This window comes from Oceanicaulis alexandrii DSM 11625 (assembly GCF_000420265.1).
Lineage (GTDB): Bacteria > Pseudomonadota > Alphaproteobacteria > Caulobacterales > Maricaulaceae > Oceanicaulis > Oceanicaulis alexandrii.
The window spans coordinates 165519-184784 of sequence record NZ_ATUP01000002.1 but is presented as its reverse complement, the minus strand read 5'-3'; the positions used below and the strand labels follow the sequence as shown (position 1 = coordinate 184784).

The following is a 19266-nucleotide window of genomic DNA, read 5'->3' as shown; positions in this document are numbered from 1 at the left end:
CAGATGGGCCAACCCCTAACCTGACGGCGTTATTCGTCCGTGAGAGTCACCAGGATCGCGCCATCGCCGACCTGATCGCCCTCTGCGGCGTCCACGCTTTCCACCACGCCATCGCGCGGCGCAGACAGAGCGTGCTCCATCTTCATCGCTTCCAGCACGGCCAGGGTTTGCCCCTTTTTGACAGAGTCTCCGGCTTTGACCGGCACAGACAAGACCTTGCCGGGCATGGGCGCCTTGACCGCGCCGCCCGCCTCCAGCGCATCCGCCAGAGCCGCCGGGTTGAACAGGCTGATCAGATGCGTTTCACCCTGAGTGGCCACAAGCACGCCGCGATGGCGCGTCTCGACGCGCGCCGAAACAGTCCGGCCATCCAACCGGGCGTGCACCTGCTTATCGGTCAGGCACAGATCAGACAGCCCATGGCGCTGTTCGCCCAGCTGAGCGGTCACCCTGCCCCCCTCAGGCGACAGCGAAACAGGCAGACGTGTTTCATCAGCCTGAAACCCCAGCTCGATGACGGCGTCCGAGTTGGCGCGGAAACCGTCCGCGACAGCCCAGGGGTCCGTGTTCGAGGTGAATGCGCCCGCCCCGTCCGTCAGGCTCAAAGCGGCGGCGATATAGCTGAACGCCGGCGGCGATTTGGGGGCCAGCTCTTCCAGTCTCGCGTCGATGAAGCGGGTATCCACCTCGCCGGCGCGGAAATCGGCATGGGTCAGGGCCCGGCGCAGGAAGCCGGCATTGGTCTTGACCGGATAGACGCGCACTTGCGTATCCAGCACATCCACCAGACGGTCGATCGCGTCCTCGCGCGTGTCGGCGAAGGTGATCAGCTTGGCGATCATCGGATCATAATGCAGCGAGACTTCGCCGCCCTGACGCACGCCGGAATCGGTGCGCACGCCATTGGCGAGATCGGTGTCAGGCAGATCAAGATAGTCCAGCGGCCCGATGGAGGGCAGGAAACCGGTGGCGGGATCTTCGGCGTAGAGCCGCGCCTCCATCGCCCAGCCCTTGAGATGGATCTGGTCCTGTTCCGGCACTGAGCCGCCTGACGCGACGCGCAATTGCAGCTCCACCAGGTCGGTGCCGGTCACGGCTTCGGTCACCGGGTGTTCGACCTGAAGACGGGTGTTCATCTCCATGAAGTAGAACCCGTCTTCGCGCAGCGGACCGGAGCCGTCGACGATGAACTCCACCGTGCCGGCGCCGACATAATCCACAGCCTGAGCCGCGCGCACCGCGGCCGAACACATGGCCGCACGCACATTCGGCGTCATGCCCGGCGCAGGGGCTTCCTCGATGACTTTCTGGTGACGGCGCTGCAGCGAGCAATCGCGCTCGAAGAAATGCACCACCCGTCCGCGAGAATCGCCGAACACCTGCACCTCGATATGGCGCGGGCTGGAGATGAATTTCTCGATCAGCACCCGGTCATCGCCAAAACTCGAGGCCGCTTCGCGTTTGCAGCTTTCCAGCGCTTCCAGGAAAGCGTCCGACGCCTCCACTTTGCGCATGCCCTTGCCGCCGCCGCCGGCGACCGCCTTGATCAGCACCGGATAGCCGATCTGATCGGCCTGGGCCTTGAGATGGTCGGGGTCCTGCTCCGCGCCGTGATAGCCCGGCGTCACTGGCACGCCCGCCTTCTCCATCAGCGCCTTGGCGCGGTCTTTCAGACCCATCGCTTCGATGGCTTCCGGAGACGGCCCCACAAAGGTCACGCCCGCCTTGGCGCAGGCACGGGCGAAGTCAGCGTTCTCAGACAGAAAGCCATAGCCGGGATGAATCGCGTCAGCGCCCGTCTTTTTTGCGGCGGCGAGAATCAGGTCTGCTTTCAGATAGCTCTCCCGCGCCGGCGCAGGCCCCAAAAGGACCGCTTCGTCGGCCAGACGCACATGGGGCGCGTCCGCATCGGCTTCGGAATAGACCGCGACAGTGGCGACGCCCAGCTTGTGTGCGGTGCGCATCACGCGGCAGGCGATTTCGCCCCGATTGGCGATCAGAAGCTTTTTCATCATGGGCTGGCATCCATTGCGGTGAAAGCTGTTGGCGCGGTTTTGGGGCAAGCCGTGCCTGTGTGCAAGCTTAGCTCTGTTTATCAGGACGTTCGGCGCCCCGGGTCAGCACCACCAGAACAAAGCTGATTTGCATCAACAAGAACCAGCTGCCCAGCTTGGCCAGCGACACCATTGTCCACTGATGCTCCTGGCCCGGATAGCTCCAGGCGCGCGCATAGGTGCCGATATTCTCGGCGAACCAGATAAACAGCGCCACCAGCACCAGCCCCAGCAATAACGGCATGAACCGATGCTTTCGGTCCGGCCGGAACCAGATCACGCACGGCCCGTAGATCAGCGCGCTGGCGGCGAACAGCGCCCAGCGTACATCGATCACGTAATGATGGCTGAAGAAGTTGATGTAGATGGCGAGCGCCAGCACCGCCTGCGCCCAGACGGGCGGGAACCGGTCAAAGCGGAAATCGAAAATGCGCCAGACCCGGGTCATGTAGCTGCCGACGCTGGCGTACATGAAGCCCGAAAACAACGGCACGCCCCAGATGGCGAACAAAGCCTGATCCGCCCCGGGATAGACCCAGGAGCCCGCATGCACCTTGAAGACTTCCATCGCGGTGCCGACGACGTGAAAGACCGCGATGATGCGCACTTCCGCCCAGCTTTCGAGACGAAACGCAATCATGCCCAGCTGGATGGCCACCGCGCCCAGCGTGATGACGTCAAACCGGTGCAGCGGCGCGCTATCAGGGTAAAACAGATAGACGCCAAGGATGAGCGCCAGCATGAGACCGCCAAACAGGCAGGCCCAGCCCTGCTTGATCCCGAAGCTGAGAAACTCAAAGGCGGCGAGCGACCATGGCCCCCTCACCCAGCGGGCGCGCAAGGCCTCCCGCTCACGGTGAAACCAGGCTTCAAGCTCACGCAGGCTCAAGCGCGTCAGTCCGCCCAGAAGGGTTTGCGCTTTTCGAGGAAGGCGGCGAGGCCTTCGCGGCCTTCCTCGCTCACCCGGCGATCGGCGATCTGATGGGCGGTCTTGCGCAGAAGATCGTCGTTGATCTCGTGACCGGCGACCATGTCCACCAGGTCCTTGGCGTCGCGCACCGCGCCCGGCGCGGTCTGGAAGGCCAGCTTGCCCAGGTATTCCATCATGTCGTCAAGCTCGTCCGCGCTTTCGACCACATACTGGGCGAGGCCCATCTTGTGCGCGTATTCGCCGTCAAAGCCTTCGCCGGTCGCAAAAAGGGCGCGCGCATAGCGCGGACCGATGGCGCGCACCACAAACGGAGAGATCGTGGCGGGCGTCAGCCCCAGGCGGACTTCAGAGAAGCGGATCTTGGCGTCTTTCACCGCCACGGCCACATCACACGCCGCCATCAGGCCGGCGCCGCCGCCCATGGCCGCGCCCTGCACCAGCGCAATGGTGGTTTGGGGCAGATCGTAGAGGCGCTTGAGCATCCGCGCGAGGTTCAGCGCATCGGCCTGATTGTCGTCATGGGTCCAGTCGGCCGCGGCCTTCATCCATTCCAGATCCGCGCCGGCGGAAAAGCTCTTGCCCGCGCCGCGCAGGAACACCACGCGCACTTCATCGGTGTTGGCGCGCAAGGTTTCAAAGATGTCGGACAGGCGGGCGATGATGTCAGCGTTGAACGCATTGTGCTTGTCAGGACGGTTCAGCGTCACGATAGCCGCGCCGCCTGGGGTCACATCGAGCAGAACTTCATTTTCAGCAGCCATCAGACATCGCCTTTTTGTTATCGCCGGTGGAGTTCCCTGATTACAGCGCCGCGCGGTCTGGGCCAAGCCGTCAGCTCTGCGTCCAAATGACGACAGCCCGCCGCCGGGTCCGGCGACGGGCTGTTTTGACCGCAGAAAGCGGACGCGTTAGCGCGGCATTACGATGGACTTGATGATGAACAGCACCGTCAGGCCGACCAGATAGGCCGCGCCCAGAAAGGCGATGTATTGCCAGTACAGCATGTCCGTCACCGGCGGGATCGAGAAGGCGGCCCCGTCGCGCACCATGGGCAGCACCACATCAACGATCACATGCACGATCGCCGCCATCACCGTGAAGATCAGGATTGCAGCATATTCCTGCATCAGCAGGGCCATCACCAGCCCGATCACCCCCATTTGAACGCCCAGGAAGATCCAGTTGATGGATCCGCCGTCGCCATGAATGGAGTATTGCAGGCCGGCCATCAGCCAGGCCCAGACAGGCTCGATATAAGCCCAGATTTGATCGATAAATTCCATAGTCATCCCCTCGCCAGCCAGCCTGATACAGGCCGTCACTGAGTGAAGCGTGCCAAGAAGTTAACAAAAATCAAGCAAAACTCTTGTTGCAGCGCCCAAAAAGCGACACTGCAGACAGGAATCCTCAGGTTTTTTCAGCACACAGGGTTAACGCTTGAAGAGCAGACGTTTGATGATCGCAAAGATTGAAATGACCACCAGATACCCCACCAGCACGACGGCGGAGTAGCGCCAGTACGTGCCTTCCAGGATCGGCGGCAGACGCATGGCCGCTCCGTTGGCGATCACCGGGATCAGAACATCCACCGCCAGATGGATCACCGTGGCCGCCAGAACGATGACAGGCAAGCGCTTGAGATCAGGCAACACAAACGCCGCGATCAGAGCGATCAGCAGCCCCTGCACCGCGTTAATTTCGTTAAAGCCAGCGCGCATGAACGCCAGCACGTCGTTTAGAATGTCCATGATCGTCCCCCAGACCGAATAGAGCTTCAGGACGCCAGTCTGCCCAGCTTGCGCACGGCTTTGAGCATGCGCTCACGTCTTTGCGGGCTGGAGTCGACCAGACCGAAGACACTGTGACGGACGGGTCCGAATCCCGAGATCTTGAACATGCCGGATTCCAGCCCCTTTAGCGAGTGAGCGCCGAATAAAAGCTTATAGGCCGCTCCGGGCATGCCCATGGTCACGATCAGGCGCGCGGACTTGCCTTTCATCTTCTGGGTCGGCCAGCCGGCGCCTTCCTTGTTCTGATCGAGAAAGAAGCCGCCGCGAGCAAGATGCTCCAGCACCGTACGCGACTTGGCCGGCAGGCCGCCCAGCCAGAGCGGGAAGATCATCGTCACATGATCCGCGTCGCGCATTGCATCCCGCAGAGGGTTGAGCATCAGGTCTGGCGGGGTCAGAAAATCCTCCGCCCGGTCGAGCGCCGGCAACTCCAGCTCGCCCAGATTGAAGCGTGAAACCCGGCACCCCGTTTCCAGCGCCGCCTCTTCATAGGCGTCTGTCAGCGCCGAACAGAAGCGCTCCGGCGACGGATCGGGGTGGGCGTTGAGAAGGCAGACTTTGCGGATCATGGCTCTCTCCTCTGTTAAGGAGAGAATACCGCCATTCATTCCGCTCTTGCATGCGACACAGGGCCCGAGTCTGAGCACTTAACTCGCGGCGATTTCCACCCAGACCTCGTTGCGCCGGAACGGTCCCGGTATCCAGGGCGGATCATAAGACGCGTAGGTCGGCGCACTGAGCGGCTCAAGGCCGCGCTCTTGCAGATACGCGTCCAGCGCCTCGCGGCCCCTTTGGGCGCGGGCGTCGTTCATCATGCCGGAAAACTGATAGACGGCCAGGCGCCGCGCCGGTTGTTCGCGCAGGCTGACGTCATCATTCATGGGCTCGGGAAGCGTCTGCATGGTCCATTCAGGCGGCATGATGAAAGCCACTGTCCAGCGCCCCTCCGCGTCGGCTTCCGTGGTCACCGGCGCCGTCATGGCGATCTCCTGCCCCGAACGGGTGGAGGTGACCGGCGCGGTCATCGCGATCTCTTCGCGCGGCTGGTTATCGCCAAAGATATACCCGGCCAACGGACGGAAGCCGCGGCCGCTCGCCTGCCGGCGATCGCCCTCGACCACCACTTCAGCGATGATCTGGGGCGCGTAGTCGCGGATCTCTATGGGGCCATCGCGCTCCACCAGCGTATAGGCGGGTTCTTCAGCGGCCATGGCGGGACTCGCGATGAGCGCTGCAACCAGCCCGGTCAGGCAAGCGAAGAGACGCATGGTGAAGCTCCTTGTGTGTCATGGAGCTCTATACGCGACGCAATCCGGGCTGGATCAGAAGGGGGCAGTTTCCCAATCCTCTCGACCATGGCGAAGGCGCAAAATCAGGACTTCTGCTGGCGGGTCCACAAGATAAATCACGATGTGAGCGCCATGCGCATGACACCTAACAGGGGGGTCGATCTCTGTTCTTTCACGGGCGGCGAAGGGATGGGCCGCCAGAAAATCAAAAGCCTGTTCGAGTTCAGTCAGGTACCGATCAGCCTGTGCAGTCCCGAACTGGCGAATGCCGTCAAGATACAGCGCGATGATGTCGTCTTCAGCGGCGCGGCTGAGCCGATAGCCCATCGCCCCTTACTCGGCAGCGTTCAATTGGCTCAAGGCTGCGGCGCGCAACTCATCGAGAGTGCGTGAGCCCTCCCCGCTCTCCAGCGCTTCAGTCACCAGGGTCTGCATGTGATTAATCTTGGTATGCCTGTCCTGATCCCGACGGATCAGGTCGCGCACATAATCACTGGCGTTGCTGTAGCGCCCGTCCTCGGTTTGCGCTTCGACCCAGGCCTTCATCGCATCAGGCAGAGAGACATTCATCGTCGCCATGGCATGCTCCTTTTGACCAAAGCATGCCATAAATTGGCAAAGATTGCCAAACTACATCCGGAAAACGCCGAATTTCGTGTCCTCGACCGGGGCGTTGAGCGCGGCGGACAGGGCCAGGCTAACCACGCGGCGGGTGTCCTGGGGTTCGATCACGCCGTCATCCCAGATGCGGGCGGTGGAGTAATAGGGCGAGCCCTCTTCCTCGTACTTCTCACGGATCGGCTGCTTGAAGCTTTCCTCGGCTTCAGCGCTCCACTCTTCCCCGCGCAGCTCCATGCCGTCGCGCTTGACGGTGGCGAGCACGCTGGCGGCCTGTTCGCCGCCCATCACCGAGATGCGGGCATTGGGCCACATGAACAGGAAGCGCGGACCGAAGGCCCGGCCGCACATGCCGTAATTTCCCGCGCCATAGGAGCCGCCAATCACCACGGTGATTTTCGGCACTTTCGCGGTGGATACAGCCGTGACGAGCTTGGCGCCGTCCTTGGCGATGCCGCCCGCCTCGTATTTGGAGCCGACCATGAAGCCGGTGATGTTTTGCAGGAACAGAAGCGGGATCTTGCGCTGGCAGCACAGCTCGATGAAGTGCGCGCCCTTCAGCGCGCTTTCAGAGAACAACACGCCATTATTGGCGATGATGCCCACAGGCATGCCGTGAAGCCGGGCAAACCCGGTCACCAGCGTCTCGCCATAGAGCTTCTTGAACTCGTCAAACTCAGAACCGTCCACCAGGCGCGCGATCACTTCGCGCACGTCAAAGGGCTGACGGGTGTCGGCGGGAATGACGCCGCCCAGTTCTTTGGGGTCAAGGCGCGGATCGCGCGGGTCTTCCAGGAAAAGCTGTTTGGGTTTGACGGTGTTGAGCCCGGCGACGATACGGCGCGCGATCTGCAGCGCATGGTCATCATCCGCCGCGTAATGATCCACCACGCCGCTTTCGCGCGCGTGAACGTCGGCGCCGCCGAGATCTTCCGCCGAGATCACCTCACCCGTCGCCGCCTTCACCAGCGGCGGACCGCCCAGGAAGATCGTGCCCTGTTTACGCACGATGACGCTCTCATCCGACATGGCGGGCACATAGGCGCCGCCCGCGGTGCAGCTGCCCATGACGACAGCGATCTGGGGGATGCCTTCAGAGGACAGATTGGCCTGGTTGAAGAAGATGCGGCCGAAATGCTCCTTGTCGGGAAACACCTCCGCCTGATGAGGCAGGTTCGCGCCGCCGCTATCCACCAGATAGATGCACGGCAGGCGGTTTTCGCGCGCGATCTCCTGCGCCCGCAAATGCTTCTTCACCGTCATCGGATAGTAGGTGCCGCCCTTCACGGTGGCGTCATTACACACGATCACGCACTCGCGGCCCGACACCCGGCCAATGCCGGTGATCATGCCCGCGCCGTGCACATCGCCCTCATACATGCCGTGCGCGGCCAGTGCGCTCAGCTCCAGGAAGGGCGAGCCGGGATCGAGCAGGCGCTGCACCCGATCACGAGACAACAGCTTGCCGCGCTTGAGATGCTTTTCGCGCGCTCGCTCATTGCCGCCCTTGGCGGCTTCGGCGGTCTTCTCCCGCAACTCGGCGACCAGCGCGTCCATGGCCTGTGAGTTGGCCTTGAAGCTGTCTGAGGACGTGTCGAGCTGGGTGTGAAGTTCGGTCATGGCGCGATTTTTCCGTCTGGTGGAACAAGACTGACGCGCTGCTTAGCGCGCCGCGCCCCCCTCGCGCAACGCTTTGCATCCGATCGGGCGCCCCGTTGCATCATCCGGACATTAGAAGACTTCAAACTCTGGAAGGTTGTCATGCTTGCTACGCTTTCACTCGCCCTCTCCCTCCTCTCCTCCCCGGTTCAGACCGAATGGATTGAAACTGACGCCGCGCCCATCGAGGTGATGGTTCTGGGCAGTTATCACTTCACCGGCGGCGGTCAGGACCTGCACAACGCCCAGGTCGACGACCATCTGGCGCCTGAGCGCCAGGCCGAGATCGAGCAGGTGATCGAGGCGCTGGCCGGATTCGCGCCGACCAAGGTGATGGTCGAGCTCACCCCTGACTACGAAGACTCGTTCAACGCCGAATATCAGGCCTATCTGGCGGGCGAGCACGCTCTGACGGTCAACGAGCGCCAGCAACTGGGCATGCGTCTGGCCGCTCGACTGGGCCATGAACGCCTGTACGCCATTGATTGGGCGTCCGGTATGGATTTCGAGGGCATGATGACGGCGGCCGATGAGGCGGGCCAGACCCGGCTGCTGGGCGAATTCGGCAATTTCAACGCCGCCATGCCCGACGTGATGGCGCATATGGAGAGCGGCTCGGTCGCCGCGCGCTTGCGGGCGTCCAATGGTCCCTTCGTCCATGACTCCCACGGGCTTTACCTGACACTCGCGCAGATGGGCTCGGCGGACGCTCCCATCGGAGTTCAGGAAATGAGCACCTGGTGGACGCGCAATCTGGCGATCTTCGCCAACGCCGCCCGTCACGCCGAACCCGGCGATCGTCTCCTTCTGATCTACGGCGCTGGTCACAAGCATCTTCTGGAGCAATTCTTTGAAGATGCGCCCGGTTTCCGGGTGGTCGACCCGCTCGACGCGCTGCCGCAATAAGCAAGCGCGCGCAGCTGCAACGCTTGTTCACGCCTTAAGGGCTCGGCATGGTGTCTCCACGGAGGAGACACCATGACCGAGTACACCAGTTTCAAAGTCACACAGGACGGGCCGATCGCCCGCATCACCCTGAACCGGGCGGACAAGCGCAACACCATGACGCCCGCCTTCTGGGCGGAACTGCCCCATGCTGTGGGCGCCCTGTCTGACGCAGGCGAAACCCGCGTGTTGATCCTGGACGCGGAAGGCCCGGTGTTCACCGCCGGCATGGATATCTCGGTCTTCACCGATCCCAATGCGCTGAAAACCGACTCAGCCTCGATGCGCGAAGCCTTCATGACCGCTGCGACAGCGCTGCAAGACAGCTTCACGGCGTTTGAAAAAGCGCGCTTTCCGGTGATCGCCGCCATTCAGGGCCCGTGCGTGGGCGGCGGCGTCGACATGATCTGCGCGGCGGACATGCGCTATGGCACGCAAGACGCCTGGATGCGGATTGAAGAGACCAATATCGGCATGTTCGCCGATGTGGGCACGCTGCAACGCCTGCCGGGCCTGATCCCCGAAGGCGTGGCGCGGGAGCTGGCCTATACCGGTGAAACCCTGAGCGCTGAGCGCGCTGAAAAGCTGGGGCTGTACAATGAAGTCCTTGAAAGCCCTGAAGCGCTGAAGGCCCATGTGGACGCAGTGGCTGAAAAAATCGCCAGCAAGGCGCCGCTGACGATCTCCGGCGTCAAACGCTCCTTCCTCTATGCGCGCGATCACACCGTGGCTGACAGCCTCGAGCACGCCATGACGCTTCAGGCCTCGCTCTGGTGTCCTGAAGACATCATGGAGGCGATCACCGCCCGTGGTGAAAAGCGTGAGGGTCAGTTCCAGGCTTTGACGCCGGTCAGGCGCATGGGGCAGTCTTAACCCTAGGAGGGCTTGAAAGAAGGATCACGGACCATGGCTTTGGGACTGCGCTTTCTTCCATTTTTCAACCGCGTTGAAAAAGCCGCGCTGTCCGCTGTGGAGGCGGAGGTGGAATGGTTCTGCCTGCCCGCCGGCCAGACCCTGTTTGAAGAGGGCGAGGTCGCGGATTCCTTCTATCTGGTCCGCTCCGGCGCCCTCGCCGCCTTTCGCACCGGCGCCGACGCCCGTCCCGAACTGGTCGGGCATATCCGGGCCGGCGAGCCGATTGGCGAGATGGCGCTGGTCGAGGACCGCCCCCATTCAGCCAGCGTCTACGCCCTGCGCGATTCAGAGCTGGTGCGCCTGCCCAAGGCCGCTTTTGACAAGCTGACCAACAAGCATGCCTCGCTGATGCGCGAGCTGAGCAAGATGATGTTGTCGCGCATCCGGACCGGAGATTCCTATCGCCGGTCCGAGCCGCGCGTCTTCGCGCTGATCTCGACCTCGCCGACGATTGATCTCGAATATCGCAGCGATCTTCTGAAGACAGCGCTCAAGGAGATGGGCGTATCCGCGATCGCTTGCGGGCTTGAGTGCGCGGACTGGCCCGGCCCCAAACTCGATATTCTTGAGGCCGAGCATGACATCGTCATCCTTCAGGCCCGGCTGGGCGACACCAACTGGGCGCGTCGCGCCATGGCGCGGGCGGACCGCATCTGGATGCTGGCGCGCGCCGACGCCCGCCCCTCCATTCCGCTCATGCCCGACGATCCTTCGCCGGCCGCCAAACTGAAACTGATCGACGTGGTGATGGTGCACAATGAAGGCGTGCGCAAAGCCGCTGCGCCGTCCGAGTGGATCAGCGCGGCGGACGCCGCCCGGTGTTTTCACTGGCGCCAGCATAACGCCAGCGATGTCCGCCATATGGCGCGCACCATGGCGGGTAAATCGGTGGGACTGGTCCTGTCGGGCGGCGGTTCACGCGCCTATGCTCATGTAGGCGCGATCCGGGCCTTCAAAGAGGCCGGCGTGGAATTTGATTTCTTTGGCGGCGCCTCGATGGGTGGCATTATCGCGGCAGGCGCGGCCTTGGGCTGGGACAATGAAGAGCTGGAGGACCGGATGCGGCGCGCCTTTGTCGCCTCCAACCCGCTCAGCGACTGGGTGATGCCGGTGGTCAGCCTCACGCGCGGCAAGCGCGTGGACCGGCGTCTGAAAGAGCATTTCGGCGATGTGGATATCGCTGAGTTGCCGCGCCCGTTCTTTTGCGTGTCCTCAAACCTGTCGACCGGCGCGACGTGCATTCACCGTTCCGGCTCACTGGCGCGTGCGCTGCGGGCCTCGATCGCGATCCCGGGCCTGTTGCCGCCCATTGTGGACGGCGACGACGTGCTGGTGGACGGCGCGGTCTTCAACAATTTCCCGATCCAGGAGCTCAAAGCCTATCACCGGGGCGTCAATGTCGGCTCGGACGTCACCCGCAATAACGCCATCAACGCCGACGATTTTCGCGACCCGCCCAATTTCGCTGGCTGGGTGGCGCGCCACGGCCTGTCAGATCCACCGCCCATCGCATCGCTGCTGATGCGCGCGGCGACCGCCGGCACGCTGGAGCAGCACGCCCTCACCCGGCGCGCGGCGGATATTCTGGTCCTGCCCGAGCTTGATCTCGACATGCGCGACTGGAAACGGTTCGATGAGGCGGTGGAGGCCGGATACAAGAGCGCCAAGCAGATGCTCGAGCAAATGCCATCAGCCCTGGCCAGCCGCTTCATCTAGACCTCAGCTGACGAACAACGGCGCCGGAATGAAACTTCCGCCCTTCCTTGCGCGTTCCTGATGCTGACGTCCCCCGGACACGCAAACAAGGAGCGCACGATGATCGAGCGGACCCAAGCCCATGGCGCAGACATTCCCAAGCTGGGTTTCGGCACCTGGCAGCTGAAAGACGAGGACGCCACACGCGCTGTCGCCCATGCGCTCAAGACCGGTTACCGGCATATCGACACCGCCCAGATTTATGACAATGAGACGGAAGTCGGCGCCGGGCTTCATCAATCCGGCGTGGCGCGCGAGGATATCTTCCTGACCACCAAGGTCTGGCGCGACCATTTCAAGGACGGCGACCTTCAGGCTTCGGTTCGGGACAGCCTCAACAGGCTCAAGACCGATTATGTGGACCTGCTGCTCCTGCACTGGCCCGTGCCGGAAGTCCCGCTGATCGAGACCATGCAGGCGATGAACGCGGTTGTGGACTCAGGTCAGGTCAAGCACATCGGCGTGTCGAACTTCACCGTGGACCTGATGGATGAAGCGCGCGCGCATTCCAAGGCGCCGCTTGCGGTCAATCAGGTGGAATATCATCCCTTCCTCGACCAGAGCGCCGTGCTCAACGCCTGCCGCAGCGCAGGCATAGCGATGACCGCCTATTCCCCGATCGGGCAAGGCAAGGTGTTTGAGGATGACGTGATCAAGCAGATCGCCAGCAAACACGGCGTCTCGCCCGCCCAGATCGCCTTGCGCTGGCTGGTTGACCAGGACAGCGTCGTCGCCATCCCGCGCAGCTCCAGCGACGCGCACATCGAGTCCAATTTCAAGATCTCGGAGATCACGCTGAGCGAAGAGGAAACTGGGCGCATCGACGCCCTGCGCAGCCCGAAAGGCCGTCTGATCGATCCCGACTGGGCCCCGGACTGGGACAAGTAAGATCAAGAAAAACCCCGCGCCCATCGCGCGGGGTTTTTTGTGTCTAGAGCGACAGCTCTTGAAGCTGGCTTTCCAGCTCCAAAGCGCGGCGCGCCGTGAAGCCGCTGAAGCACGAATTATGAACCACGCCCCTCATGGTGCCGCCTTCATAGGCCAGCCCACGCTGTTCACACTCGGCGTCCCGGTATTGCAACCAAAGCCGTTGCGCCGCCAGCAAGGCGTCTCGCCGGGCCTGCATCTCGCGCTCCAGCATCACCTCGCGCATCCGGGAGTACGCCGCATTCAGGCGCTGATCCCACAGCTCGTTCTCACGACGCTCGCATTCCATCATGCCATAGGTCGTATACCCGCCCGGATCTTCCTGACAGGCGTTGGACACCGCGCCGATGCAGCTCTCGGCGAACTCCGCCTGCGCCAGACAGGCGTTCAGGCGCGCTTCGTCAGGCGAGGCTTCCACAGGCGGAGACTTCTGCGCGCTTAAAGCCAGCGTCAGGGCGAGAATTTCAATCAGCATGGCGGATCCTTTAATGTCCCCTGGGCGACCGGCTGCGCATTTCCGCCAGCCCTAACCTCATGACACTCTAGGACGATTTGCCTATGCGAGGCGACTGAAAAGGCGATCCAGCGTCGAGCCGGTGCGCGCCTGCAGGTTCAACAGAAAAAGCCCGCGCCGAAGCGCGGGCTTTATAGACTGCAGAGCATCGTATCCCTGGGCAGGACAAGACAGCTCAGCCCTTAGCGGGTTGCGTTGAACAGCTCGCGGCCGATCAGCATGCGGCGCACTTCGCTGGTGCCGGCGCCGATCTCGTAGAGCTTGGCGTCGCGCAGCAGGCGGCCCGTCGGATATTCGTTGATATAGCCATTGCCGCCCAGGATCTGGATGGCGTCGAGCGCGCACTGGGTCGCCGCTTCCGCGGCGAACAGGATGGCGCCCGCTGCGTCCTGACGGGTGGTCTTCTTGGCGTCGCACGCCTGGGCCACCGCATAGACATAGGCGCGGCTGGCGTTCATGCGCGTGTACATGTCCGCGATTTTGCCCTGGATCAGCTGAAACTCGCCGATGGGCTGGCCGAACTGTTTGCGCTCGTGAACATAGGGCATGACCACGTCGAGACAGGCCTGCATGATGCCCACAGGGCCCGCCGCCAGCACCGAGCGCTCATAATCGAGCCCGCTCATCAGAACGCGCACGCCGCCGCCGATCTGGCCCAGCACGTTCTCTTCAGGGACTTCGCAGTCTTCAAACACCAGCTCGCCGGTTTCAGAGCCGCGCATGCCCAGCTTGTCGAGCTTCTGGGCGACAGAGAAGCCCTTCATGTCCTTCTCGATCAGGAAGGCGGTGATGCCCTTGGAGCCCGCTTCGGGATCGGTCTTGGCGTACACCACGAGGGTATCCGCGCTCGGGCCGTTGGTGATCCACATCTTGTTGCCGTTCAGGACGTAGTGATCGCCCTTTTTCACGGCTTTCAGACGCATGGAGACCACGTCAGAGCCCGCGCCGGGTTCAGACATGGCCAGCGCGCCCACATGCTCGCCGGAGATCAGCTTGGGCAGGTATTTCTGCTTTTGCGCTTCAGACCCGTTCAGCCGGATCTGGTTGACGCACAGATTGGAGTGCGCGCCATAGCTGAGGCCCACAGACGCGCTGGCCCGTGAGATCTCCTCCATGACGATACAGTGCTCGGTATAGCCCAAGCCCGAGCCGCCATACTCTTCCTCGACGGTCAGGCCCAGCAGGCCCAGTTCACCCATCTTGGTCCAGAGGTCGGCGGGAAACTCGTCCTTGGCGTCAATTTCAGCGGCGCGCGGAGCGATATGATCGGACGCGAACGACTGCACGGTATCGCGCAGCATGTCCGCGGTGTCGCCCAGAGGGAACTCGAGCGAAGGATACTGGTTCGAAATCATAGACCGCGAGATACCACGCGCGGGCGGCGCGTCAAGTTCGCACAAATCTCGCCAGTTCAGGCGCGTTGCGCTACTTCTCGTTGCGGCGACCGATAATGAACCAGGCCGAAGCCGCGCTCAGCAGCACGCCGGCGCCGAACACGATCGGCCCCAACGGCGAGTAGGACAGCCCCAATTCCATGTACGCGTCCATGTTCGCGGCTATATCCCAGCCGCCCAGCCCCACCATGGCGCCGCCCACAGCCAGCGAGGAGATGAACATCACATCCCCGCCCTTGGACTGCGCCGGCTCGGCTTCGAGCGCCGCAGGCGCTTCCGTACCCGCCACAACCGTCGGATCGAGCTCTTCGCTGTCTTCATGAAGGTCGTGATGGGGGTCTTCATCACCCTTGTCAGGGTGATCTGGGCCTTCGACATCGCCGGACAGACCCGCTGCAGACGCAGGCGCAAGCGCAGGATGCGGCGGTGCAGAGAAGACCTGGGCGTCGTTCGTCGCCTCATGTGAGCTTGTCAGCGCTTCGGGCGAAGACTCTTCATCAGTGGGCGCTTCAACCGAAATCACATCATCTGAATCCGACAATTGCGCAGCGGCCTGAACACTTTGCGCGTCCTCGCCGGCTTCAGCGTCTTCCGCGTCAGAGCCCTGCGGGAGCGCTTCAGGCGCAATCGCGGTCACTTTGATGGAAGAGACCTGCAAGGCGCCATGATACGGCCCCATCGGCACGGCGGGGCTGCTGAACAGGCTGCGCGGTTTTGACGGCGCGCCTTGTTGTGGCGTCTCGGGTTGAGCAGGCTGAGGCGCGATACGGGGCGCGGACTGCGCGGCGAGCTCCACATGCGCTGTCGACAGGAAACTGTAGCCCAACTTGACGGAGGCGTCGGACTCCGTTGCCTCAGCCGCCGGTGGCGCAATGCTGGCGGAAACCTGCTGGGCCATGCGCGCCATGACAGCGGCGATGGAGGCGTCCTGCGCCTGTTTCACCGCATCCAGATCAGGCTGAGCGTCATCAGCCTCAGGCGCGTCCATTGTCTCAGGCGCGTCTGGCGCAGCATCAATCTGCTCGGATTCTTCAGCAGGTTCGCTGAGCGCCTGAGTTTCAACAGGTTCGGCGTCTGACGCCTCCGCCTCAACCGTCTCAGGCTCAACCGTCTCAGGCCCAACCGCCTCGGATTCAGCGTCCAGCTCGTCTGCTTGCGCGTCGTTGTCCGGCGCATCAGAGTCAGGCTCTACAAGGCTCTCAACCGCCACTTCCTCGTCCGGCGTTTCAAAAGCAATATCGAGCTCAACCCATCCAGACGAGGCCTCCTGCTCTTCAGGCTCAGGCCCGGATTCGGCTTCCGCTTCGGCAAGAGGCTCGGCCTCAGGCTCGGGCTCGGGCTCGGGCTGTTCATCCGCCAGCTGAGACGGCGCAGGTTCAGCAACCGGCGCTTCAGCAGGCGTATCGGTCGAGTGTTCTGAGTCCGCACCGGATGCAGGCTCAGGCTCAGGCTCAGGCTGAGGCTCAGGTTCGGAAGCCACAGACGGCGCATCCACATGCGCCGCGCTGTCTTCCAGCCCGGACAGATAGAGCGCCTTTTCAGCGGCGCGGCGGGTGACCAGACGATCGGATACGACCAGCCGGCCATCCTGATCCGCACGCACCCAGGTCTCGATGGCGGCTGCGGCGTCACGATGACGACCGGCTCGCGCCAGACGCGCGACGTCTGACACCTTGAACGCCCGCAAGCCCACCGAGAGGGCGAAGGACACCAGCGCATCGCGCATCGGCGCCGCCATCTCTGCGCCAACGCTGGCGTCGATGGCCTGTTCGGCGCGCATCACGTCATAGATCAGCAGAAGGTCGGCGTCTTCAGGCTTCAGCGTGACGCCTTCCTTCGCGGAAGCCGTATGGCCATACCCGACCGTCCAGCGTTTACCACGCCGTTCAGCCTCCGCCAGGAAGGGCTCGTGAGCCTTGATCAGGTCGCGCGCGGCGCGGGTCGATTTCAAACGCGGTGTCATCGCTGTCCCGTTTCGAAACGGTTGGATCTTCAGTCAAGAAGCGCGATGCAAACTCAGGACCGTCAGCGCTCTGAGGCTGAGAAAATGTCCACCGCGTCCAGAGCGGTAAAGGGCGCAAAGAAGCCTGCGCCTGATCCGCCGCCAATTAACCAGATCGCGCCGTTAACGCTGACCACCCCTGCCTCCGTACGGGCGGCGGGCATGTCAGACAGGCTGTTCCAGCTCTCGGAACCGGCGCTGAGCGTGATGTGGCTGGCCAGAGTTCGGCGCATGTCAGCGCTGCGTCCGCCAAAAACATGAAGATCGCCGTCCAGCGCGGCCGCGGCATGGCCGGCCCGCGGTTCAGGCAAATCCGGACCACGGCGCCAGGTTTGAGACAGTGTATGGTAAACATCCACGCGCGATGTCGCCTGCCCGTTGCGGGCGCCGCCGATCAGCCAGATTTCATCATCGAGCACGACCGCCGCCGCGCCCCGACGATTGATCTCGTCAGGCGCTTCCGCAGCGTTCCAGCTCTGCGCCTCGGGATCATAAACAAACAGGCCCGGCGCGCCGTCCTCGCCGCCCAGAGCGTACAGTTGATCATTCACAGCAACCAGCGACAGGCTGGCCTTGGCGCCGGGCAGCGCCGTCTCTGCGCTCCATGCATCGGTCTCGGGGTCATAGGACCAGACCTGATCAATCGGCTCCGCGCCGGCTTCGGACGAATAGCCGCCCGCCACGTAGATCTTGCCGTGCAGAACCGCCATGCCGAAACGCTCCAGGCCCACAGGCAGGGGCTTGAGCACGCGCCAGGCGCCGCTTTCAGGGTCATAGACTTCCAGGGCGTCACGCGGGTTTGCGAGGCCGGCGCCGCCAGCGGCGTAAATCCGACCGTCCAGCACCGTGGCGGACAATCCAGCCCGAGCCTGATCCAGACGCGGTCCGATCGCCCACGGGCCTGACAGGCGCAACCCGCTGTCAAAGGACGGCGCTTGCCCCCCCGCATCCTGAGCGGCCAAGGGCGATGCGCCCGCAAGTGCGATCACAAGCGCCAGAGCGGCATGTTTCATGGCGAAGGCCTCCCTCAGGATCGTCATCTGACTCAACGTCGGATCAGATTAAAGCAGAACAAGGGCGCCCAGGCCCAAAAACACGACAAATCCCACAACATCGGTCACGGTCGTCACAAAAACCGAGGACGCGACAGCCGGGTCGGCGCCGAAATGCTTGAGCCCCAGAGGCACCAGCACCCCGGCCAGGCCTGCGATGGCGAGGTTGATCACCATGGCGACCGCGATCACCCAGCCCAGATCCGGTTCCTGGAACCACACAGCGGCGATGATCCCCATGATCACAGCGAAAATGACGCCGTTCACAACGCCTGCCGCCGCTTCACGCCAGACGAACCGGAGCGAGTTCGCCCCGGTCAGATCGCGCGTCGCGAGCGCACGCACGGCGACCGCCAGAGATTGCGTGCCGGCGTTTCCGCCCATGGAGGCGACGATCGGCATCAGCACCGCCAGAGCTACGAGCTGGGCGATGGCCTGATCAAACAGCGCGATCACCAGCGAGGCGAGCACCGCCGTACCCAGATTGACCAGCAGCCAGGGCGCGCGAGACTTCACCGATTCCCAGACCGTATCGGCCAGACCGGCTTCATTCACCCCGGCCAGCGCCAGAAGGTCTTCCTTGTTCTCTTCCTGGATGACGTCGACCATGTCGTCGACCGTCAGCATGCCTTTCAAGCGCCCCGAATCATCAACCACGGGCGCCGAGATCAAATGGTATTTCTCAAACAGATAGGCCGCGTCTTCCTGATCATCCTCGGGGCGGATCGTGATCTTGGCCGTTTCCATCAGTTCAGACAGCGGCGTCTGGCGTTGCGAGCGCATCAGACGGCTGACAGGCACCGCGCCGATGGGACGGAAGCCTTCATCCACAATGAAGACCTCGAAGAAGAGGTCCGGCAGTTCCTCGCCTGCAAGCCGCATATGGTCGATGGTGTGCCCCACCGTCCAGAATGACGGCGCCGCGACGAACTCGCGCTGCATGAGGCGACCGGCGGTCTCCTCTTCAAAGGCCAGCGAGGCTTCAAGATGTTCGCGGTCTTCGGCGGATACGGCGGCCAGAACCGCTTGGCGCACCTCCGGCTCGAGCTCCTCGACGACCATGGTCTTGTCATCGGAATCAAGACCATCCAGCGCGTCGACGATCTGCTGGGTCTCCAGCAGGTCAAACAGACCCGCGCGCGTATCGTAGCCGATCTCCGCCAGCACTTCGCCGGTCAGCAGCGACGCGTCGAGTTCAGCCAGCAGACGCTGCTGATCCCAGCTGAGCTGCTCGATCAGGTCCGCAATGTCCGCCGGGTGAAGGGGCGCGAGCAATTGCCGGATCAGGGTCGGGTCGCGATCCGCGATCGCGCCGATCAATTCGACAAGCACCCCTTCAGGCAAATCCATACCGGTCGTCACATCGTCACGGTGCAGCTCTTCAACCGGTTGCGTCATGGCGTCTCGCGTTTTTCTGGAAT

General features: G+C 63.0%; 19 protein-coding genes. 4 read left to right on the top strand and 15 right to left on the bottom strand.

The features are described from left to right. Positions 1–29: 29 nt before the first annotated feature. The 10 genes from G405_RS0113525 to G405_RS0113480 form a co-directional block, all read right to left on the bottom strand. Positions 30–2015: an acetyl/propionyl/methylcrotonyl-CoA carboxylase subunit alpha gene (locus G405_RS0113525; RefSeq protein ID WP_022702057.1), complete on the bottom strand. Its 1986-nt coding sequence runs from the start codon at positions 2013–2015 to the stop codon at positions 30–32. Positions 2016–2082: 67 nt separating this feature from the next. Next, positions 2083–2943, bottom strand: a complete 861-nt coding sequence (locus G405_RS0113520) for a DUF817 domain-containing protein (RefSeq protein ID WP_022702056.1) — start codon at positions 2941–2943, stop codon at positions 2083–2085. Positions 2944–2948: 5 nt separating this feature from the next. After that, the gene (locus G405_RS0113515; protein ID WP_022702055.1) at positions 2949–3746 is read right to left on the bottom strand and encodes an enoyl-CoA hydratase-related protein; all 798 of its coding nucleotides are present in this window, start codon (positions 3744–3746) and stop codon (positions 2949–2951) included. A 147-nt stretch (positions 3747–3893) separates the two neighbouring features. Continuing rightward, positions 3894–4268, bottom strand: a complete 375-nt coding sequence (locus G405_RS0113510; protein ID WP_022702054.1) for a hypothetical protein — start codon at positions 4266–4268, stop codon at positions 3894–3896. 147 nt (positions 4269–4415) lie between these two features. Next, positions 4416–4733 carry a hypothetical protein gene (locus G405_RS0113505; protein WP_022702053.1) on the bottom strand — a complete coding sequence of 106 codons (318 nt, stop codon included), beginning with the start codon at positions 4731–4733 and terminating at the stop codon, positions 4416–4418. Between the two features lie 26 nt (positions 4734–4759). Further along, entirely contained in the window at positions 4760–5344 is a 585-nt protein-coding gene (locus G405_RS0113500) for an NAD(P)H-dependent oxidoreductase (RefSeq protein ID WP_022702052.1), read from the bottom strand. Positions 5345–5422: 78 nt separating this feature from the next. Next, entirely contained in the window at positions 5423–6043 is a 621-nt protein-coding gene (locus G405_RS0113495; RefSeq protein ID WP_022702051.1) for an SOUL family heme-binding protein, read from the bottom strand. A gap of 54 nt (positions 6044–6097) precedes the next feature. Continuing rightward, a complete protein-coding gene (locus G405_RS0113490) occupies positions 6098–6391 on the bottom strand; it encodes a type II toxin-antitoxin system RelE/ParE family toxin (protein ID WP_022702050.1) in 294 nt (97 codons plus the stop codon). A gap of 6 nt (positions 6392–6397) precedes the next feature. Then, positions 6398–6643, bottom strand: a complete 246-nt coding sequence (locus G405_RS0113485) for a type II toxin-antitoxin system ParD family antitoxin (RefSeq protein ID WP_022702049.1) — start codon at positions 6641–6643, stop codon at positions 6398–6400. Between the two features lie 51 nt (positions 6644–6694). Next, a complete protein-coding gene (locus G405_RS0113480) occupies positions 6695–8302 on the bottom strand; it encodes a carboxyl transferase domain-containing protein (protein ID WP_022702048.1) in 1608 nt (535 codons plus the stop codon). A gap of 141 nt (positions 8303–8443) precedes the next feature. On the opposite strand from G405_RS0113480, the gene G405_RS0113475 reads away from it, so the two are divergent. The 4 genes from G405_RS0113475 to G405_RS0113460 all read left to right on the top strand — a co-directional run bounded on the left by G405_RS0113475 (position 8444) and on the right by G405_RS0113460 (position 12844). Next, complete coding sequence (locus tag G405_RS0113475) at positions 8444–9247, top strand: DUF5694 domain-containing protein (RefSeq protein ID WP_022702047.1); 804 nt, start codon at positions 8444–8446, stop codon at positions 9245–9247. A gap of 72 nt (positions 9248–9319) precedes the next feature. Then, positions 9320–10159, top strand: coding sequence for an enoyl-CoA hydratase-related protein (locus G405_RS0113470; protein ID WP_022702046.1), 840 nt, complete (start codon positions 9320–9322; stop codon positions 10157–10159). Between the two features lie 33 nt (positions 10160–10192). Further along, a complete protein-coding gene (locus G405_RS0113465) occupies positions 10193–11917 on the top strand; it encodes a patatin-like phospholipase family protein (RefSeq protein ID WP_022702045.1) in 1725 nt (574 codons plus the stop codon). A 99-nt stretch (positions 11918–12016) separates the two neighbouring features. Further along, entirely contained in the window at positions 12017–12844 is an 828-nt protein-coding gene (locus tag G405_RS0113460; protein WP_028284817.1) for an aldo/keto reductase, read from the top strand. A 43-nt stretch (positions 12845–12887) separates the two neighbouring features. Here G405_RS0113460 and G405_RS16160 read toward each other — a convergent pair whose 3' ends face one another. The 5 genes from G405_RS16160 to mgtE form a co-directional block, all read right to left on the bottom strand. Further along, positions 12888–13358: a lysozyme inhibitor LprI family protein gene (locus tag G405_RS16160; RefSeq protein ID WP_022702043.1), complete on the bottom strand. Its 471-nt coding sequence runs from the start codon at positions 13356–13358 to the stop codon at positions 12888–12890. Between the two features lie 221 nt (positions 13359–13579). Beyond that, positions 13580–14752: an isovaleryl-CoA dehydrogenase gene (locus tag G405_RS0113450; RefSeq protein ID WP_022702042.1), complete on the bottom strand. Its 1173-nt coding sequence runs from the start codon at positions 14750–14752 to the stop codon at positions 13580–13582. 70 nt (positions 14753–14822) lie between these two features. Next, positions 14823–16742: a glycoside hydrolase family protein gene (locus G405_RS16710; protein WP_169447532.1), complete on the bottom strand. Its 1920-nt coding sequence runs from the start codon at positions 16740–16742 to the stop codon at positions 14823–14825. A 74-nt stretch (positions 16743–16816) separates the two neighbouring features. Next, positions 16817–17806, bottom strand: coding sequence for a Kelch repeat-containing protein (locus G405_RS0113440; RefSeq protein WP_022702040.1), 990 nt, complete (start codon positions 17804–17806; stop codon positions 16817–16819). A 48-nt stretch (positions 17807–17854) separates the two neighbouring features. After that, entirely contained in the window at positions 17855–19243 is a 1389-nt protein-coding gene (mgtE, locus tag G405_RS0113435; RefSeq protein WP_028284816.1) for a magnesium transporter, read from the bottom strand. Positions 19244–19266 lie beyond the last annotated feature (23 nt).

Coding starts and splice junctions, on each gene's coding strand:
- G405_RS0113465 (WP_022702045.1), top strand. CDS start 10,193: ATGGCTTTGGGACTGCGCTTTCTTCCATTTTTCAACCGCGTTGAAAAA.
- G405_RS0113470 (WP_022702046.1), top strand. CDS start 9,320: ATGACCGAGTACACCAGTTTCAAAGTCACACAGGACGGGCCGATCGCC.
- G405_RS0113485 (WP_022702049.1), bottom strand. CDS start 6,643: ATGGCGACGATGAATGTCTCTCTGCCTGATGCGATGAAGGCCTGGGTC.
- G405_RS0113515 (WP_022702055.1), bottom strand. CDS start 3,746: ATGGCTGCTGAAAATGAAGTTCTGCTCGATGTGACCCCAGGCGGCGCG.
- mgtE (WP_028284816.1), bottom strand. CDS start 19,243: ATGACGCAACCGGTTGAAGAGCTGCACCGTGACGATGTGACGACCGGT.
- G405_RS0113475 (WP_022702047.1), top strand. CDS start 8,444: ATGCTTGCTACGCTTTCACTCGCCCTCTCCCTCCTCTCCTCCCCGGTT.
- G405_RS0113490 (WP_022702050.1), bottom strand. CDS start 6,391: ATGGGCTATCGGCTCAGCCGCGCCGCTGAAGACGACATCATCGCGCTG.
- G405_RS16160 (WP_022702043.1), bottom strand. CDS start 13,358: ATGCTGATTGAAATTCTCGCCCTGACGCTGGCTTTAAGCGCGCAGAAG.
- G405_RS0113500 (WP_022702052.1), bottom strand. CDS start 5,344: ATGATCCGCAAAGTCTGCCTTCTCAACGCCCACCCCGATCCGTCGCCG.
- G405_RS0113440 (WP_022702040.1), bottom strand. CDS start 17,806: ATGAAACATGCCGCTCTGGCGCTTGTGATCGCACTTGCGGGCGCATCG.
- G405_RS0113525 (WP_022702057.1), bottom strand. CDS start 2,015: ATGATGAAAAAGCTTCTGATCGCCAATCGGGGCGAAATCGCCTGCCGC.
- G405_RS0113505 (WP_022702053.1), bottom strand. CDS start 4,733: ATGGACATTCTAAACGACGTGCTGGCGTTCATGCGCGCTGGCTTTAAC.
- G405_RS0113510 (WP_022702054.1), bottom strand. CDS start 4,268: ATGGAATTTATCGATCAAATCTGGGCTTATATCGAGCCTGTCTGGGCC.
- G405_RS0113460 (WP_028284817.1), top strand. CDS start 12,017: ATGATCGAGCGGACCCAAGCCCATGGCGCAGACATTCCCAAGCTGGGT.
- G405_RS0113450 (WP_022702042.1), bottom strand. CDS start 14,752: ATGATTTCGAACCAGTATCCTTCGCTCGAGTTCCCTCTGGGCGACACC.
- G405_RS0113495 (WP_022702051.1), bottom strand. CDS start 6,043: ATGCGTCTCTTCGCTTGCCTGACCGGGCTGGTTGCAGCGCTCATCGCG.
- G405_RS0113480 (WP_022702048.1), bottom strand. CDS start 8,302: ATGACCGAACTTCACACCCAGCTCGACACGTCCTCAGACAGCTTCAAG.